Raw genomic sequence first — 18205 nt, forward strand, 5'->3', positions numbered from 1 at the left:
GGTAATCGACCATGACCATTAATAATGAAGGTTCGACGTTGGGCGCACATCCGCGGATGAGCCCGGACGAAGCCGCCAGGCGCCTGGGTGCGCGTGAGCAGCCACTGGGCACGCAGTCTCAGGTTGACCAACGCAACCCCCTGGGCTGGACCGAAGACAAGCAAGGGCAAGCACTGCCTGGCCAACAGCCCACCGCTGGTGGCGCCCCCGGGCCACAGCATGCCGGTGTGCCGGCCAGTCAAGAGGCCGTTGTCGAGCAGACGTGGCCCGTTCCTGACCTGGTGCCGGTACCCCATGCGCCTGCAGCCAGCCAGACTGGCGCCACTGCTGATGCCGGTGACTATGGGTCGTTGCCGGGCAACGACAAGCCTGCCGGGATTTTTGTGGCAGCAGATCATGGCTCTGCAGCGCTGCCGGCTGCCACCCTGGTGCCAGTCGCTGACGGTGCCAGGGCTCTGCGCGGCGGTGGGTCGTCGGGATTGGCGGCTGGCGACGCAGTTGCCGGCAGCGTCCAAGTGCCGCCATTGCTGCCCGCCGAAGAGGTCGCGGGCAATGATGGATCGGTGCCTTTTTTCGCTGTTGGCGATCTGGCCGGCAATGTGATCGAGGACTACGAACAGCAGATCAGCGGCCAGCTCAGTGCAAGCGGTGGTGAGAGGGGCGTGGTCACCCTGTGGCACGCGATGGCGCCGGACGGCGTTTATGGGACATTGCAGGTTGCGCCCGATGGCAGCTGGCATTACATCCCGAACACCAACAGCGCGGCGTTTCAGGGGCTTAACGACGGTCAGCATGTCATCGAGGAGTTTGTGGTGCGCGCCAGTTCGGGCGCTATGGCGCCCGTCGATCTGCTGATCAGGATTGACTTGCGAGGTACGAACGACCGCCCCGAAATTACCCAAGGCTCGGTACTCACCGGCAGCAATCGCGAAGACTTGCAAACGTTTGCCAGTGGCCAGCTCGAGGCCCGGGACGCGGACCTGGACGCCCGGCTGCATTGGCAGGTCGACACCGTACACGGCCAATACGGTGAGTTGACGCTCGATGCTGCCACCGGCCAGTGGCAGTATCAACTCGACAACGACCGCGCGTCGACTCAGGCGCTCGCCGAGGGCCAGGTGGCCAGCGAGTATTTCCTCGCCAGCGTGGTCGACGAACACGGTGCGACCTCCACCGCGCGCCTGACCATCACCATCGTCGGGCTCAATGATGCCCCGGTCATCGCACGCATCGACGCGCTTCAGGCGACGCAAGATGGTGAGATTGTGCACGGGAAAATCCCCGCGACCGATGTCGACACGCTCGACCACCTCACTTTCAGTACCACTGCCAATGTGCCGGGCTTCACCCTGGCAGCGGATGGCAGCTATCGTTTCGACCCCAGCAATGCCGCCTATCGCTCCCTCGCAGAAGGTGCCACGCAGCAACTGATCATCCCGGTGACGGTCAGCGACGGCCATGGAGGCGTCGCCACGCAGAATTTGTTGATTAACCTCACCGGCAGAAATGACCTGCCAGTACTCGACACTCTTGTTACCCGCGCAGCCAGTGAAGGTGGCGCGCCGTTGACCGGCCGCCTCAGCGCAACTGATGTGGATGCCGGCCACACGCTGACCTACGGCACCACAGCCCACGTCGACGGTTTCACCATCGACGCGGACGGCAATTACCGCTTTGACCCGGGCCACAGCACTTATCAGTCGTTGCCCGCCGGTGTTCAGCAAACGCTGGTTATCCCACTGACTGTCACCGACGAACACGGTGGTTCGGCCACGCAAGATCTGCGCATCATTTTGACCGGGACCAACCAGGGCGCCGTCATCAGCGGCGTGATCAGCGGCACCGTCACCGAGGACAACACCAGCGGCGGCACGCACCTGCTTGAAACGGGTGGTCAACTGACGATCAGTGATCCGGACCTCGGCGAAAACCGTTTCTCACCCCACGGTGGTGGCGATGCCCTGAGCGGTGAATACGGCGTGCTGACCATTGACGCGAGCGGTGCCTGGCATTACGTGGCAGATCCCGACCTGACAGTGATCCGGCAACTGGGGCAAGGCGACACGCTGACCGAACACTTCACGATTACCAGCATCGACGGCACCCGGCAGAGCATCGATATCACCCTGACCGGCTCCAACGATGCGCCGCAGATCGGTAACGACTCGATCACCAGCGGCGCAATTTCAGAGGACGACTCGGCGAACACCCTGGTCGGTGTGCTGAGCGCCAGTGACGTCGATTCAGGTAGCCGGCTCAACTGGAGCCTGGCGCCAACCGAGGGTACCTATGGTTCGTTGGCCATCGACCCGCTCAGCGGGCAATGGACTTACACCCTGGACAACAGTCGTCTCGCCACCCAGAACCTGGCAGAGGGGCAGCAGGTCACTGAACACTTCATTGCGCTGCTCACCGACGAGCATGGCGCAGTGGTGCAACAGCCAATCGATATCAGTGTGCGCGGCACCAATGACGCCCCTGTACTGCTGCAGGTCCCGGCGCAGAGCCTCACCGAAGGTGACGCCGTCGTGCACGGCCAGCTTATTGCTACCGACATCGACACCGCCGACACCCACACCTACAGCACCAGCGCCCAGGTCGCCGGTTTCATCCTCAACCCGGACGGCAGCTACAGCATGGATCCGGGGCATGCTGCCTACCAGCACCTCTCCGAGGGCGCACAGCAAACCCTCACAATTGCGGTCACCGTAACCGACAACCATGGCGCCACGGCCATCGAGCAACTGGTGTTCAGCCTGACCGGCACCAATCAGGTCGCGGTGATCACCGGCATCGACAGCGGACTCGTTACCGAGGACGGCGTCAGCGCCGGCACACACCTGCTGGAGACCGGTGGCCAACTGGTCGTCGTCGATCCGGACCAGAACGAAGCTTACTTTGTGAGCCATGCAGACACAGCGGCGTTAACCGGCAACTACGGCAGTCTGACTATCGATGCCAGTGGTGCCTGGCACTACAGCGCAGACAACGCTCAGGCGGCGGTGCAGCAATTGGGGCAGGGGGCGTCCCTGACCGAACACTTCATCGTTACCACCGTCGAGGGCACCACGCACCAGATCAGCGTGACGTTGATGGGTACCAACGATGTGCCGCTATTGAGCGCCATCGCCGAACAAAGTACTGACGAGGATGGTGCGAAGGTCTTCGGGCAGCTTGTCGGCACCGACGTGGATATCGGCGACACGCTCAGCTACGGCACGTCCTCGACAGTCGCAGGTTTCAGCCTCAATGCCGACGGCAGCTACAGCTTTGACCCCGGCGATGCGGCTTACCAGCACTTGGCCGAAGGGGCACGACAGATTCTCTCGATCCCGGTGACGGTGACCGACTCCCATGGCGCCGCGGCCACGCAAAACCTGGTGATTACGATTACCGGCAGCAACGACTTGCCGGTGATGAGTCTGCTTACCCCATGCACAGCCATCGAAGGCGGCGGCGCGATCACCAAGCAGATTGTCGCCACCGACATCGACACCGGTGACGTGCTGACTTACAGCACTGGGGTCACAGTCGACGGTTTCAGCATCGACCCGGACGGCACCTACCATTTCGACCCGAGTCACGCAGCCTATCAAAGCCTCAATGCCGGTCAGACGCAGATTCTGAGCATCCCGTTGACGGTGACCGACAACCACGGCGGCACGGCGACGCAAATCCTCACCATCACCCTGACCGGTACCGATCAGAGTGCGCTCATCGCTGGTGTGGATGTCGGTGGCGTTACTGAAGACCAGGGTAGCGGTGACTCTCAACTGCTGGAAACCGCAGGGCAGTTGAGCATCACCGATCCGGATCACGGCGAGGCCTGCTTCGTCGCCCACAGTGGCGACGAAGGGATCAATGGTGCCTATGGCGTGCTGACGATTGATGCTTCAGGCGCCTGGCATTACGCGGCGGACAACAACCAGGTGGCGGTCCAGCAGATGGGGCAGGGCGACACGCTGACCGATCACTTCACCATTACCAGCGTCGACGGCACCCGGCACAGCATCGACATCACCTTGAACGGTACCAACGATGCGCCGGTGATCAGCCAGAGTTCGATCACTGGCGGTGCGATCAGCGAAGACGCCACATCGAACACACTGGGCGGTGTACTGATCGCCAGTGACATCGATATCGGCAGCCGGCTAAGCTGGAGTCTGGAGGCGGGGTCTGGCACCTACGGCACCTTGTCCCTCGACGGGGTCAGCGGCCAGTGGATTTACACTCTGGACAACAGCCGTGCGGCCACCCAGGCCCTGGCGCAGGGACAACAGGCCAGCGAGCGCTTCAGCGTGCTGGTCACCGACGAGCATGGCGCGTCCGCTCGCCAGGATGTCGTCATCAGCGTGCAGGGTACCAACGACAATCCACTGCTGCAGAATGTCCCGCCACGGAACGTGATGGAAGGCGGTGCGGTGGAACACGGCCAGCTCGATGCCCGTGATGTCGACAGCAGCGATACCCTCGGTTTCAGCACTTTGGCGCAGGTCCCGGGGTTCACCCTGAACGCGGATGGCGCCTATTCGTTCGACCCGGCGAACGCCGCGTACCAGCACTTGAATGCCGGTGAGACACAGACCCTGAACATCCCGGTGACGGTCACCGACGGCCACGGCGGCACGGCGACGCAGATACTGACTTTCACCCTGACCGGCACCAATCAGGGCGCCATCATTGCCGGCGTGGACAGCGGTGGCGTCACCGAAGACCAGGTATCTCCCGGCACCCAGCTGTTGGAGGCTGTCGGCCAGTTGACCCTCAGTGATCCGGACAGCGACCAGGCGGTATTTACCGAGCAATCCGGCGCCACGGCACTGACCGGCAGCTACGGCAGCTTGAGTATCGACGCCAGCGGCGCCTGGCACTACAGCGCCGACACCGGACAGCAGGCGTTGCAGCAATTGGGGCAGGGCGCCACGCTGACCGAGCACTTCACCATTAGCAGCGTCGACGGCACCACGCATAGCGTAACGATCACGTTGAACGGTACCAACGATGCACCGGTGCTCAACGCAATCAGTGCGCGAAACGCGGTGGAAGACGGTGCCAAGGTGACGGGGCAACTGACGGCGAGTGATATCGACAGCGGCGATACCCTGAGCTACAGCGCAACCTCTGTCCCTGCGGGCTTCACGCTCAATGCCAACGGCAGTTACAGCTTCAATCCCGGCGATGCGGCTTACCAGCAACTGGCCGAAGGTGCACAGCGGGTCCTGACTATCCCGGTGACGGTCACCGATAACCACGGCGCCACGGCCACGCAGAACCTGGTGATTACCATTACCGGCACCAACGACCTGCCGGTGATGAGCGTGCCGGTCGCGCGCGTGGCCACCGAAGGCGGCGCCGCGATCAACGGCAAGGTGTTTGCCACCGACATCGACACTGGCGATACGCTCACCTATGGCACGTCAGCGACGGTTGACGGTTTCAGCATCGAACCGGATGGCAGCTACCGTTTCGACCCGTCCCACGCGACCTATCAAAGCCTGAACGCCGGTGCGCAGCAGGTGCTGAACATTGCAGTGACGGTGACCGACAACCACGGCGGCACGGCGACGAAAATCCTGTCCATTACCCTGACGGGCACCAACCAGGGCGCGGTAATCGCCGGGGTGGACAGCGGCAGCGTCACTGAAGATCAGGGCACCGCCGGCAGGCTGGAAACCGGTGGTCAGCTCACCATCAGCGACGTGGACAATGGCGAGGCGGTGTTCACGCCGCGCAGTGGCGCCGGCGCCCTCGTGGGCACCTATGGCAGCCTGACGATCGATGCCAGCGGCGCCTGGCACTACAGCGCCAACAACAATCAGGCGGCAATCCAGAAACTGAGCGAAGGCGCGACGGCAACGGACACTTTCTCCGTGCGCAGCGTTGATGGCACGGCGCACCAGGTCACGATCACCTTGCTGGGCACCAACGATGCGCCGCAGATCGGCGGAAGTTCCGTTATTACAGGTGCGGTCACTGAAGATGCCGCCGTATCCAGCGCCACCGGGCGCCTGGTGGCCAGTGATGTCGACACCGACGCACAGCTGTCCTGGAGCCTGGCGTCGACCGCAGGTAACTACGGCACCTTGGCGCTCGATGCGTTAACCGGCAACTGGGTCTACACCCTGGACAATAGCCGCACGGCAACCCAAGCCCTGGCGGCCGGTCAGAAGGTGCATGACAGCTTCGTTGCCACCGTCACCGACAACCACGGCGCCATCTCGCAGCAGACCGTGGACATTGTCATCACCGGGGCCAATGACCTGCCAGTGATCAGTGGCAGCAGCGCCGCAGCGGTCACCGAAGATGACACTCAGAGCGTGGTTGGCGGCACCCTGACCCATGCCGACGCGGATACCGGTGATACCTTCAGCTGGTCACTGGTCGATGGTAACGGGACCTACGGCGCCTTGACGTTCGACACTTCGACCGGCATCTGGAACTACAGCCTCGACAACTCACGCGCCGCGACCCAGGCCTTGGCAGCTGGCGAGCGACACACCGAGACCTTTACCGTGCGCGGCGTCGATGGGGCTGGCAAGCCGGTCAATCAGGTGATCTCGATCGAGGTCAACGGCAGCAACGATAATCCGGGCATCAGCGGCGCCCACCAGGGTAGCGTGGTCGAAGACAGGACCATGAGCGCCAGCGGTGCGCTGTCATTCAGCGACATCGACACGGGCGACAAGCTGGGGGCTTGGCAGGTGCTCACCCCGCAAGGCATCTATGGCGCGCTAAGCATCGACCAGAGCGGGCGTTGGACCTACCGCCTTGATGAAGCGCGTTCTCAGTCGATCAAGGCCGGCGACTCGCCACAAGACAGTTTCATTGTGCGCGTCAGCGACAACCACGGTGGTTATGCCGATCAACAGGTCACAATTCAGGTCACCGGCACCAATGACGGCCCGGCCATCGACCCCAATTCACCAGCGCTCACAGGGGACGTGACCGAAGACCAGATCGGCGCGACCACAGCCCAAGGGACCATTGCCAGTGGGGACACGGACATTGGCGACCCCCTGTCCTGGTCGATCGACGGTTTTATCGGACAGAGCGTGGGCAGCTACGGCACGCTGACGCTCGATCAGAGCGGGCATTGGACCTATACGCTCGATCACACCAAAGCAGACAGGCTGGCCCAGGGCGCGACAGTCGTCGAGCGCTTCGTCGTCAATATCACTGATGCCGCTGGCGAGCGCAGTTCCGCCACTATCCAGGTGCAGGTACACGGCACCAATGACGGCCCGCACATCGGCGGGACCAGCAGCGGCGAAGTGACCGAGGACATCGCCACCCGTGTCAGTGGGCAGTTGCTGCCAGGGGATGTGGACAGCGGCGATACCGCGAACTGGGCAGTGGTTGGCGACCCCCATGGACAGCTCGGTACGCTGATCCTCGACGCGCAGGGCGTCTGGACTTATCAGCTCGACGCGGGCTCGGCCACTGTCGATGCCTTGGGTGAGGGCGCCAGCGCAACCGAGACGTTCCGCGTCCAGGTCACTGACTCGCATGGTTTGACTGACTTCAAGGACATCACCATCACGGTTCGCGGCCACAATGATGCTCCGGTTATCAGTGGCGTCGACAGCGCCGACATCACTGAAGACCAGATGGACAGCGTCACCGGGAGCCTCATTGCCCGGGATGTGGACAGCGGCGACCAGACGAGCTTCGAGGAGAACCAGTACGCCGGCGCCTACGGTCAGTTCTCGCTGAATACCGATGGGCAGTGGATCTACCAGCTGTACAACTCCCAGGCGTACGTTCAGGCCCTGGCCCAGGGACAGACAGCCACTGAAACCTTCACTATCGCGGCGCTCGACCAGAACGGCGGTGTCACTTACCGGCCGGTTACGGTCACGGTGCATGGTACCAACGATGCGCCGCTCATCAGTGGCGTCGCCACCGGCGTGGTGTTCGAGTTCATCTCGCAAACCGCATCCGGACGGCTGGTCGGCCAAGACCCGGACCAGATCGACAGCACCACCTGGAGCCTCAGTGAGGGGCACGGTGTGTACGGTACGCTGACACTCGATGATTACGGTCGCTGGACCTACACGCTCGACATCAACGACGCCGACACCAAGGCGTTGCAGCCTGGAGAGCAGAGGATTGACAGCTTTCGTGTGCAACTGACCGACAACCACGGCGCCAGCGCAGAGTGCTTCGTCAATGTCACCGTGGTCGGCACCCAGCCCGCCAACGCGCCGCCCGATCCAGACACAGGCGCTGGCGGCGGTGGTGGCGGTACGCCGCCGCTGACCCTGCCGTCGGTCAGTGTCAGTGTGACCGAAGATGTTTCCATCGTACGTTCTGGCCAATTGGTCGGCGCATCGCCCGAAGGCAGCCCGGTCACCTGGCAAGTGACGCCCGTCAACGGCACCTTCGGCGTCCTTACCCTGGGGCCCGACGGATCGTGGGTCTATAACCTGCATAACGACGCGCTGCAGGTTCAGGCGCTCAATCTCGGACAGTCCGTCCAGGAGTATTTCAACGTCCACGGCGTCGACGCCAGTGGCAACAAGGTGCAGACACAGTTCACTGTGACGATCAACGGCACCAACGACACGCCACACATCGTTGGAGTGGATACGGGCACGACGATCGAGGACCAGCAACTCACCGCCGTTGGCAGTCTCGCGGCGCGAGACCTCAATACCGGCGACAGTGCGACCTGGAGCGTTCAGCAGGGCACAGGCCTGCTCGGCGACTTCAGCATCGACGACAAAGGCGACTGGACCTACCACCTCGACAATGCCAAGGCGCAATACCTCAATGCCGGCGAGTCCGTCGTCGAGCGTTTTCTGGTCAATGCCACCGACGGTCAAGGCGCGACAGTGTCCCATGAAGTCCTCGTTAAGGTGCATGGCACGGCCGATGGCCCGATGGTCCCCAGTGTCATTGAAGGCATCGCCCAGCCCGGTGCCAAGGAAGTGCTGAGCGGCAAGATATCGATCGACGATCCGGATATTGGCGATACCTTCAGCTTCAGCATGGTGTCGAGCGCGCACGGCCAGGCCGGCACGTTGTCGATCGAAGCGGACGGCAGCTGGCACTACCAGCTGGACCAGGCCGCTGCCAACACCGCACTGAAAAGCCTCGCTGCGGGCCAGCAGCTCACAGACACCTTCACCGTGCAGGTCAGAGACAGTAACGGCCATATCGCCCTGGAGCGGATCCATCTGGTGGTGAGCGGGGTTAACGATGCGCCGGTGATCAACGGCGCTATCAGTGGTTCCGTTACCGATCGCAGCCAAGTGCAGGCCACTGGCAAGCTGATCGCGAGCGATCCGGATGCCGGCGATGTCGCGACGATCGAACCGCAGGCTGTGGACAGCGCACTCGGCCATTTCGAGATCGCAAGCGATGGCCGCTGGGTCTACACACTCGATGGGCTCAATCCAACCGTCAAGGCACTCAATGCCGGTGCCAGCCTCACCGAGACCTTCCATGTCACGGCAATCGACGGCAGCGGCGTCTCGGTGGGCAAAGATGTGGTCATTACCATCTACGGAAGTAACGACCTGCCCGTGGTGGCCGGCGACGTGCGTGGCAGCACCACGGAAGACACCACCGTCGAAGCCCATGGCCAATTGACCACCACCGACGTGGATAGCGGTGACACCACGCAGTGGACCGGCATGAACACCGCTGGCGCCTATGGCCGTTTTACGATGTCCGCCAATGGCACCTGGAGCTACGTGCTCAATGGCAACTCGCCCCAGGTGCAGGCGCTCCAGGAGGGGCAAGTCGTTAGTGAGACTTTCACCGCTCACGGCAGGGACCAACACGGTGGCGAAGTCACGCAGGTCATTACTATCGACGTCCACGGCACCAACGATGCCGCCATCATCAGCGGACAACGCACTGGCGACCTCACCGAGGACCAGAATGTCAGCGCAGGCCAACTGGTGGTTTCCGGGCAGATCCGCCTGACCGACGTCGACACCGGCGAAGGCATTCTCACCGCGCAGACCGTACAGGGTGCCTATGGCACCCTGGAGCTGAACAGTGACGGCACCTGGCGCTACTCGGCGGACAATGCCCAGCAAGCCATTCAACAACTGGGCCAGGGCGCGACCCTGACCGATCATGTCAGCTTGACTAGCGCCGACGGTACGCCGTACCAGATCAGCGTGACGGTGCACGGCACCAACGATGTACCGGTGCTGAGCGCGCTCACCGCGCAGAACGCGGTGGAAGACGGAGCCAAGGTGACTGGCCAGTTGCTCGGCAGCGATCCCGACACGGGCGACACGCGGCTCTACAGCAGCACCTCGAGCGTCGCAGGTTTTACCTTGAACGCCGATGGCAGTTACAGCTTCGACCCGTCCGATGCGGCCTGGCAGCACCTCGCCGAAGGCGCGACCCAGGTACTGATCATTCCGATGACCGTCACCGACAGCCAGGGCGCGAAAGCGACGCAGAATCTGGTCATCACGCTGACCGGCAGTAACGACCTGCCGGTGATGAGTGTGCTCGTGGGCGAGACCGCTGCCGAAGGCGACGCAGCCATCACCGGCCATGCCAGGGCGACGGACCTGGATACCGGCGATACGTTGACCTACAGCAGCGATGCCACGGTCGACGGTTTCAGCATCAGCCCCGATGGCACCTACCATTTCGATCCGGGCCACCCGACGTACCAAAGGCTGGTGGCGGGGGAGACGCAAACCCTGAGTATCGCGCTGACCGTCACTGACAACCATGGCGGCAGCGCCACGCAGACGCTGACCATCACCCTGACCGGCACCAACCAGGAGGCAGTGATTGCCGGGGTGGACAGTGGCAGCGTCACCGAGGATCAGAGTGCGAGCGGCCAACTGGAAACCGCAGGGCAGCTCACCATCAGCGACCCCGACAACAACGAAGCGTCGTTCGTAGCGCATACCGGTGTGGACGCGTTGGTGGGTGCTTACGGTTCGCTGACCATCGACGCCAGTGGCGCCTGGCACTACAGCGCCGACAATAACCAGGTTGCCGTGCAGCAATTGGCCGAAGGCGAACAACTGACCGAGTCCTTCACGGTCAGTAGTGCCGATGGCACCACGCACAATGTGACTATCACCCTGAACGGCGTCGACGCTGTACCCGACCCGGGCATCCTGAGTGCGGCCGATGGCGACGATACAACAAGCATGGAGGTCCCTCTGGCCAATTTGGCTGTCGCGCCCTCGGCATACGCACTCGACGCCAAGGCAGCGGAGCCAACTACGGACGTGACGGTACAGCAAACAAGCGCTGGTGATTTGGCGAACGCTACAACGACCCAGCCATCGCCGCTGGATCACTACCTGCAATTTGCCCATACCGAGACTGATTCTTTGGCGGCTGGGGGCGAGGTGCCTGGCGACAGCAAATTGGCCGAATATGCAGGTGCCCCGGTATTACCGACAGTCGAGGTGTATCTGCAACTTGGCGGTGTGGATTCGGCGCACCTCAGCACTCCGGAACCGGCGCAATCGCCACATGACCAGCCGCCACCGGACAGCCCCTTGTACCCAGGTACTGCAACGCCCGAGCCGACTGACTTCGGGTACCACGATGCGGGTCTGGCGGATGCGCCGATCATGTCGACACCGGATCCCGCTGTGCAGCCTCACGGATGAACACATCAGGCACAAGCATGATGCTGAACTTGCAACCCCATGAAATGACAATGAATTTCATTGTCATTTCACGGTTGTTCACCAGTGTTCATCGAATCAATTCGACTGAATCAGGTTTTTTCACAGCACCGATTAAGGCATGGCGTTTTACTAAGCACACAAGCATCCGGCGTGGGTCGGGCTACCCCCCGCAGGAGAGGCTATGAGCCTGGAACGTCTGAGCAAACTCATATCAGTGGGGTTGGGCATTGCATTGATTGCCTGCCTGTTTACCTCGCTACTGGACGAGTACTACGCCAAGCAAGCTGCGCAAGTCACCGACCGACGCCACCAGACGATCGTCGGCGTTGCCCGAATGGCTACTCTGAACCGTGAATTGACGCAACTGGCTCGTCTGTATATGAGCACAGGTGAACAGCTGGTCCTGCGCCAATACAACCAGAAATGGCAAGAAGGCAGCATCTTCCACCAGGCCACGATGGATTTTCGAGCGATTGGCCTGAACGACGCGGAGGTAAGATTGCTGGCCACTGTCGAGGCCATGGATCGCAAGCAGACAGCTATGGAACGCTCCGCAATGGAGCAGTACAGACCTACAGGTATGTCATCACTGCTTGCAGGTGCTACTTACATCAACTCCGAGTGGAATTTTGCACAAGCGCTTAATGAGCTGAGAGGCACAATCAGTCATCGTTTGAATAGCGACTTCGAGTCGGCTCGCAATAAAGCCGAGCTGTCCGGCCACATCAATCTTTTTATGCAGTTGATGACATTAGGTGCAGGCCTGCTGGTGTTCCTGGTCATCCTGCGTCGCCAATTGGTTACTCCTTTGCTGAGCCTTGCCGATCGTCTTCGCCGCCTGCGTGCAGGTGAAGCCCTTGGGCAGCCGGAGCAACGAAAGGGACTCGCCGAAGTCGTGACCCTGGCCGAGGCGCTTGATGCCTATGTCGACGTCCATGATGAGCTGCGCCGACAGCACTGGGTCAAGGGGCGCCTGGGCGAGCTGGTGCAAGCGTTGCAATTGTCTGCCAGCCGGGAGGCTTTTGCGGCAACGCTGCAGGACAAACTGGGTGAATGCCTGGGTTGCCGGGCGGTGTTGCTATTCGACGTGCAACCCACCGTCGTACGTACCGGCCATGTGCACTACAGTTTGCCACTGCTGCAGGAGGGGCAACAGCTGGCCAGCCTTGAACTCGATTTCGCGCAACGACCTGATGCAGCCCAGCTGAAGCTGCTCGACAGACTGCCCAACCGCCTCGGCACGCTCCTGAGTTTGTTGGAACAACGTACGCACAATCAGAAATTATTGCACCAAGCCCGCCTGCAGGCCCGGCAACTGGAAAGCCAGACGTTGATACTCAATCAGCGCCAGCAGTCTCTGGAAGTCACCGAGAGCTGGTATCGCAGCATCGTCGAGTTTGCCCCCAAAGCGCTGCTGGTGTTCGACGAACAGGGCGTGATCCTGGCCAACCAGCAGAGCGAAGCGACCTTTGGTTATGCCCCCGGCAGTCTGCTTGGCCTGAGTTACCGGGCACTGGTGCCGGACAGCCAGCTCCAAGCCATTGATCACATACTCGAACGGGGGCGGATGAACAAAGCGTTCGACACCGTCGAGCTGATTGCCCGCCGCGCTGACGGTAGCGAGTTCCCGGCCGAATTGCGCCTGTGTCTGCTGCCGGCGCGACAGGATCGGGGACAATGTCTGTGCGTTGCGTTTCGCGACCTCAGCCAACGCCAGGCCGAAGAACGCAGCTTGCGTGAAGCACACGAACAACAGGAGGCCATCGTTACCTCGGCGCCCTATGGGATTGCCCTGGTGCGCGGCGGTGTGATCGTACAGAGCAACTCGCGGTTGGACGAGTTGCTCGGTTATGCGCCTGGCGAGCAATTGCAACGCTCCCCGTTTACCTGGCTGGATCGGGACGCTTGGGCGCAGACTATCCAGGAGCTTGAAACGCAAATCAGACAGACATTGGATCGCGGCGAAATCTTTCAGCAGCAGATGCAGCTTTACCGCAAGGACGCCAAAAGTTTCTGGGCAAGCGTGAGTGCACGCGCGGTTTCGCCGGGAAACCTGTCGGCGGGTGGTTCGATCTGGATCATCGAAGATATTTCCGCCCGGCAAGCGGCTGCGCAAGAGATGCAGCAGGCTCGGCAACTGGCCGAGGAAAGCGCACAGGTCAAAGCCGAATTCCTGGCCAACATGAGCCACGAGATTCGCACGCCGATGAACGCCATCATCGGCATGACCTACCTGACCCTGAAAACGCAGCTGAGCGAGCGTCAGCGCGACTACCTGAACAAGGTGCAAAGCTCCAGCCGGCATTTGCTGGGGGTACTTGACGATATTCTGGACTTTTCCAAGATCGAGGCGGGCAAGCTGCAGCTGGAGGTCCGTGACTTCAGCCTGGCGCAGTTGCTGGAAGAAGCGCTCGATCAGATGCGTGCGCGAATCGCCGATAAAGGCCTGGGCATAAGGCTCAATGTCGGCGCGGATGTGCCGGAACAGTTACGTGGTGACCCGCTGCGACTGCGACAGGTACTGCTCAACTACCTGAGTAATGCGGTGAAATTCACCGAGCGCGGCCAGATTCAGGTTGAGGTGCGCCTGCTTCAGGCCGACGCGGATAGCGTTTTGCTTTACTTCAGTGTCGTCGACAGCGGCATAGGACTCTCTCCTGAGCAGCTGCAACGCATGTTCCAGAGTTTCCAGCAGGCTGATGCCTCCACCACTCGGCGCTTTGGCGGCACGGGCCTGGGGCTGGCAATCGCCAGGCAACTGGCCGAGTTGATGGAGGGCCAGGTGGGAGCAAAGAGCGTGCAAGGTGAAGGCAGCACTTTCTGGTTCGAGGTTCGTCTGCAGTTGGCCCACAGCAACGTCATCGAGGGCCTGTGTGCCGGGGAGCATTTCGATGACTGGAGAGCGACAGAGGGGACACGTGTTCTGCTGGTCGAAGACAACGAGTTGAACCAGCAGGTGGCCGCCGAAATCCTGCAGGCGGCAGGGTGTCGGGTAGATATCGCGGCTGATGGCACTCAGGCGTTGAACCGGTTGGCCGGCGAGTGCTATGACTTGGTGTTCATGGATATGCAGATGCCGGTGCTCGATGGGCTGGCTGCTACCCGCCAGCTGCGCCAGATGCCCGGCTTGAGCAAGCTGCCCGTGATCGCGATGACCGCCAATGCCAGCCAGAGTGATCATGACGCTTGTCTGGCCGCTGGCATGAATGATTTTATCAGCAAGCCCTTCGAGCCACAGACGCTCTTCGCGGCGGTGCGTCGCTGGCAGACTGTCAAGTCGGCACAGCACAAGTGCGCTGTGGCGACGCAGTTGCCGCAGCAGGTGAGTTGCGCCAACGCGGGACTGGAGCTAGACGGCGTGGACATGGTTGCCGGACTCCGCCGGGCGGGGGGGGCGGCACAGCCTGTACACGGACATGCTGCGCAGCTACATGGCCAGTCAGCCCCCCTTGTTGAAGGAGTTGAGCGCCGCGGTGGCGGCAGGCGATCTGGATAAAGCCGAGTTACTGGCCCATAGCTGCAAAGGCGTGTCAGCGACCATCGGTGCCGACGCGGTCACGCAGTCGGCCAATCTATTGGAGCAGGCACTGCGCGCCAAGCGACCGGAGAATGAACTGCAAATCGGTCTGCAGGGGTTGTCTGAGCCCTTGAGAGCCCTGCTGGGGGACATGCAGGAGAAGCTTCCCGGTGAAGTGAAGACTGCGCCGATAGAGGTCGACCTGATCGAGTTGCAACAGGTCTGCCGGGACCTCGACACACTGCTCGGAAACTTTGATGCACGGGCAGTGCAATGTTTCTCCTCACATGCCGGCTTGCTGCGAAGCGCATTCGAGACGCACTTCCGGGCATTGCAAAGCGCGGTGCAGTGTTTCGATTTCGAGCAAGCGCAGGTCTGTCTGCGGCAGGCCATGCAGGCCGTGGAACAGCGGCAATGACAGGATAAAACGTAAGGACAGCCTATATTTCATGGCGCTAACCATCGCCAATCAGAAGTTTTAAACGTTTTTCATGGAACGGCTACTACGCGCCATTCCATTTCAGAGCAGGGTTATCGCGGGCATGCGTTACTGCAGGCATTGGGTAGAAAGTCGGAATATGGGTCTGACTGGATTCGTCACCACAGGAGTTTCGATGATCACCGCCGATACCGTTTTTCGCGTCGATAGTGCTGAGCCCTGTGCAACACTTCCACTTGCCAAAACAAGCCATAGTCCGACCCTGCTGGTGGTCGACGACACCCCAGACAACCTGAATCTGATCGCAGGGCTGTTCATGCTGGACTACCAGGTCCGGGTTGCCAGGGATGGTCGTAATGCGTTGGCCATTTGCACTTCGAAATCCCCACCTGACTTGCTCCTGCTCGATGTCATGATGCCGGATATGGACGGTTTCGAGCTGGCCAGGCACTGCGCCGTCATCCCGCAGCCAGCCGGATCCCCGTGATTTTCATCACAGCGATGACCGACGCCTCTGCGCGTCGGCAGGGATTGGAACTGGGCGCAGTCGCCTTTGTAACCAAGCCGATCGAACCTGAACTACTGCAGTTAAAGGTTAAAAACCAGCTTCGTCAGCTCGAGCAGCATAAAGAGTTGCAGTCCGACTACGACAACCTGTTGGCCCTGGTTCATCTACGCGAGGAGATCGAACAGATCGCCCGAGATGACCTGACGGGGCCACTGTCCTCTATTCTAGGGCTGGTTCGAGCAGTGATTGAGGACGGTAATCTGTTGATCGGGCAACGGGGACTATTGCGCCTGCTGGAGCAAAACAGCCAGCAACTACTGGACATGCTCACGCTATCAGGTGAGGTCTGTGGACCTGAGACCAAACACTCCAAATTACAACCGTCAGAAGTGCAGGTTGTGCAGTTGCTTCGACGCCTGGTTGAGATTACCCGGGTAACGTTCGAGGTCAAGGAAGTTGCGCAGGCGCCGCAAGGGATTGATGTCGTAGACGCCGGGCAGGCTGATGATCGGCAAGAGACTGTTGTGAGCATCCCGCACCTCGACAATCCTCGGAAAACTACATGGGCGCAAGCGGCAGTCGGGTCGCGCGTATGCATTGCAGTTTAGTTCGCGTGAAATTGCGCAATGTTATTGAGTACAGAGTGAAGACTCCGCACGAAGCAAAATATGACTGCTTGACTCCAGAGCTCGCCAATCAACGGCGCCTGACTCGGCTGCCATCAGCGCATGGAGGAACGCCATGGGCCAGGTGCTGATTGATGGAAACCTGGTGTTCGACGAAGACAACTTTCTCTTGTTTCGAATGGACAATTCAGAGGAGGAGCCGTTGCGCTTGGGCGCAATTGCCAGCCGGTGTCTGGCCATGCTTTTGAGGTCGGGTGGCACCGTGGTGCGCAAGCGCGAATTGATGGCCGAGGCGTGGGGGCAGTTTGGTCTGGAAGTGACTGACAACAGTCTGGCCCAAGTGGTGCGACAGTTGCGTCTGGCGTTGGAAAAACTGCAACCTGATCGCGAGTTCATCCAGACTTGGCCCCGCATCGGTTACAAACTCTGCGAAAATGTACACGTCGAGGAATTGCCAGCCGTTGCGAAACAGGCCTCTGCTGCCTGTGTCGCGATCCCGAGCAGTGAGATGCCAGCCCCTGTTGTTGAACCCATGCCGACCATGGTCGACACGGCGGACGACGGTGTTGAGCCTCTCACTATGCCGGCAATCGAAACGGCTTCAGGGTCGCAGCCAACGGCAACCCCGCTAAAACGCTGGGGATTTTGGGTTGCATTGCCGCTGTGGGGCGCACTTGCATTCCTGCTCGGAAGAAACGTGTTGGTGGTGACACCTGAGGTAATACCGCAAGTGTTTGCAGCCCCCGTTATGATGAATGAGGTGCATGTCCATCTGCCTGTTCAAGACTTGCAGACCATGACGTCGTCATACTTGCAACCGATGGTGGTGCATAGTCAAAAACTGGCGAAACTCGAGGGCCTTTCGCTCGATAACCTGCATCTTTATCTGTTGCCCGCGCGTCGCGGGCTGGATCAGATTCTGTGTGACGGCGAGCTGGAAACGCTCAGCAACCGCTGCATTGGTGTACAACAACATGACTAGAAGAACGGTCGGGTATCTGGTCTTTGTGTTTGTTGGCCTGTTGTGCGCGGGGTTAGGGTATCTGTCGGGCGGGCACAATCGCGACCTGGATTTCTGGTGCGAAGGAGAAAGTGCGCATCAAACGCGATCCGAAGTACGGCCCGCCTGGATGACGACTCGTTACAGGTTGGATCTGCGGCCCTCCGGGCTCAGTCATATGCGCATGGTGGCCCGACTGATCAATGCTGATTCAGGGAATGAAATGGGGACCATGCACCGTAATAGCGCCTTTCAAGTACAGCAGGCAGGACATCGCTTGCAGGTCAACGTTGTGCGTGCAGCAACGGGCGAAGCGGACAGTACGAGTCCTGAACTGTTGACGACGTTGGGCCTGTTTATTTTCCGGCCGAACAGTAACTTGAGCTTTTGGATTCGATCGCTGGCTGAATCACGCTACCTGATCGATGATGGTAATGACATGTTCATCCTGTGTAGCAGGCGGTGACATCACCGAGGCGCAATTGCCG

7 protein-coding genes are annotated in these 18205 nt (G+C 60.8%); all 7 read left to right on the plus strand.

From position 1 onward, the window contains the following. Nucleotides 1–11 precede the first annotated feature (11 nt). The 7 genes from AC07OG_RS07280 to AC07OG_RS07310 all read left to right on the plus strand — a co-directional run bounded on the left by AC07OG_RS07280 (nucleotide 12) and on the right by AC07OG_RS07310 (nucleotide 18183). Entirely contained in the window at nucleotides 12–11606 is an 11595-nt protein-coding gene (locus tag AC07OG_RS07280; RefSeq protein ID WP_495066591.1) for a VCBS domain-containing protein, read from the plus strand. Nucleotides 11607–11808: 202 nt separating this feature from the next. Then, nucleotides 11809–15123 carry a response regulator gene (locus tag AC07OG_RS07285; protein ID WP_495066592.1) on the plus strand — a complete coding sequence of 1105 codons (3315 nt, stop codon included), beginning with the start codon at nucleotides 11809–11811 and terminating at the stop codon, nucleotides 15121–15123. Beyond that, entirely contained in the window at nucleotides 15044–15562 is a 519-nt protein-coding gene (locus AC07OG_RS07290; RefSeq protein ID WP_495066593.1) for an Hpt domain-containing protein, read from the plus strand. Before AC07OG_RS07285 ends, AC07OG_RS07290 begins: the two co-directional genes overlap by 80 nt. A 196-nt stretch (nucleotides 15563–15758) precedes the next feature. Beyond that, the gene (locus AC07OG_RS07295; RefSeq protein ID WP_495066594.1) at nucleotides 15759–16070 is read left to right on the plus strand and encodes a response regulator; all 312 of its coding nucleotides are present in this window, start codon (nucleotides 15759–15761) and stop codon (nucleotides 16068–16070) included. After that, nucleotides 16067–16699 carry an ATP-binding response regulator gene (locus AC07OG_RS07300; RefSeq protein ID WP_495066595.1) on the plus strand — a complete coding sequence of 211 codons (633 nt, stop codon included), beginning with the start codon at nucleotides 16067–16069 and terminating at the stop codon, nucleotides 16697–16699. Before AC07OG_RS07295 ends, AC07OG_RS07300 begins: the two co-directional genes overlap by 4 nt. A gap of 133 nt (nucleotides 16700–16832) precedes the next feature. After that, entirely contained in the window at nucleotides 16833–17699 is an 867-nt protein-coding gene (locus AC07OG_RS07305) for a winged helix-turn-helix domain-containing protein (RefSeq protein WP_495066596.1), read from the plus strand. Beyond that, entirely contained in the window at nucleotides 17692–18183 is a 492-nt protein-coding gene (locus AC07OG_RS07310; protein ID WP_495066597.1) for a hypothetical protein, read from the plus strand. Before AC07OG_RS07305 ends, AC07OG_RS07310 begins: the two co-directional genes overlap by 8 nt. Nucleotides 18184–18205: the final 22 nt, after the last annotated feature.

The organism is Pseudomonas sp. GW821-FHT09H03 (assembly GCF_059415945.1).

Coding starts and splice junctions, on each gene's coding strand:
- AC07OG_RS07280 (WP_495066591.1), top strand. CDS start 12: ATGACCATTAATAATGAAGGTTCGACGTTGGGCGCACATCCGCGGATG.
- AC07OG_RS07285 (WP_495066592.1), top strand. CDS start 11,809: ATGAGCCTGGAACGTCTGAGCAAACTCATATCAGTGGGGTTGGGCATT.
- AC07OG_RS07290 (WP_495066593.1), top strand. CDS start 15,044: ATGCTGCGCAGCTACATGGCCAGTCAGCCCCCCTTGTTGAAGGAGTTG.
- AC07OG_RS07295 (WP_495066594.1), top strand. CDS start 15,759: ATGATCACCGCCGATACCGTTTTTCGCGTCGATAGTGCTGAGCCCTGT.
- AC07OG_RS07305 (WP_495066596.1), top strand. CDS start 16,833: ATGGGCCAGGTGCTGATTGATGGAAACCTGGTGTTCGACGAAGACAAC.
- AC07OG_RS07310 (WP_495066597.1), top strand. CDS start 17,692: ATGACTAGAAGAACGGTCGGGTATCTGGTCTTTGTGTTTGTTGGCCTG.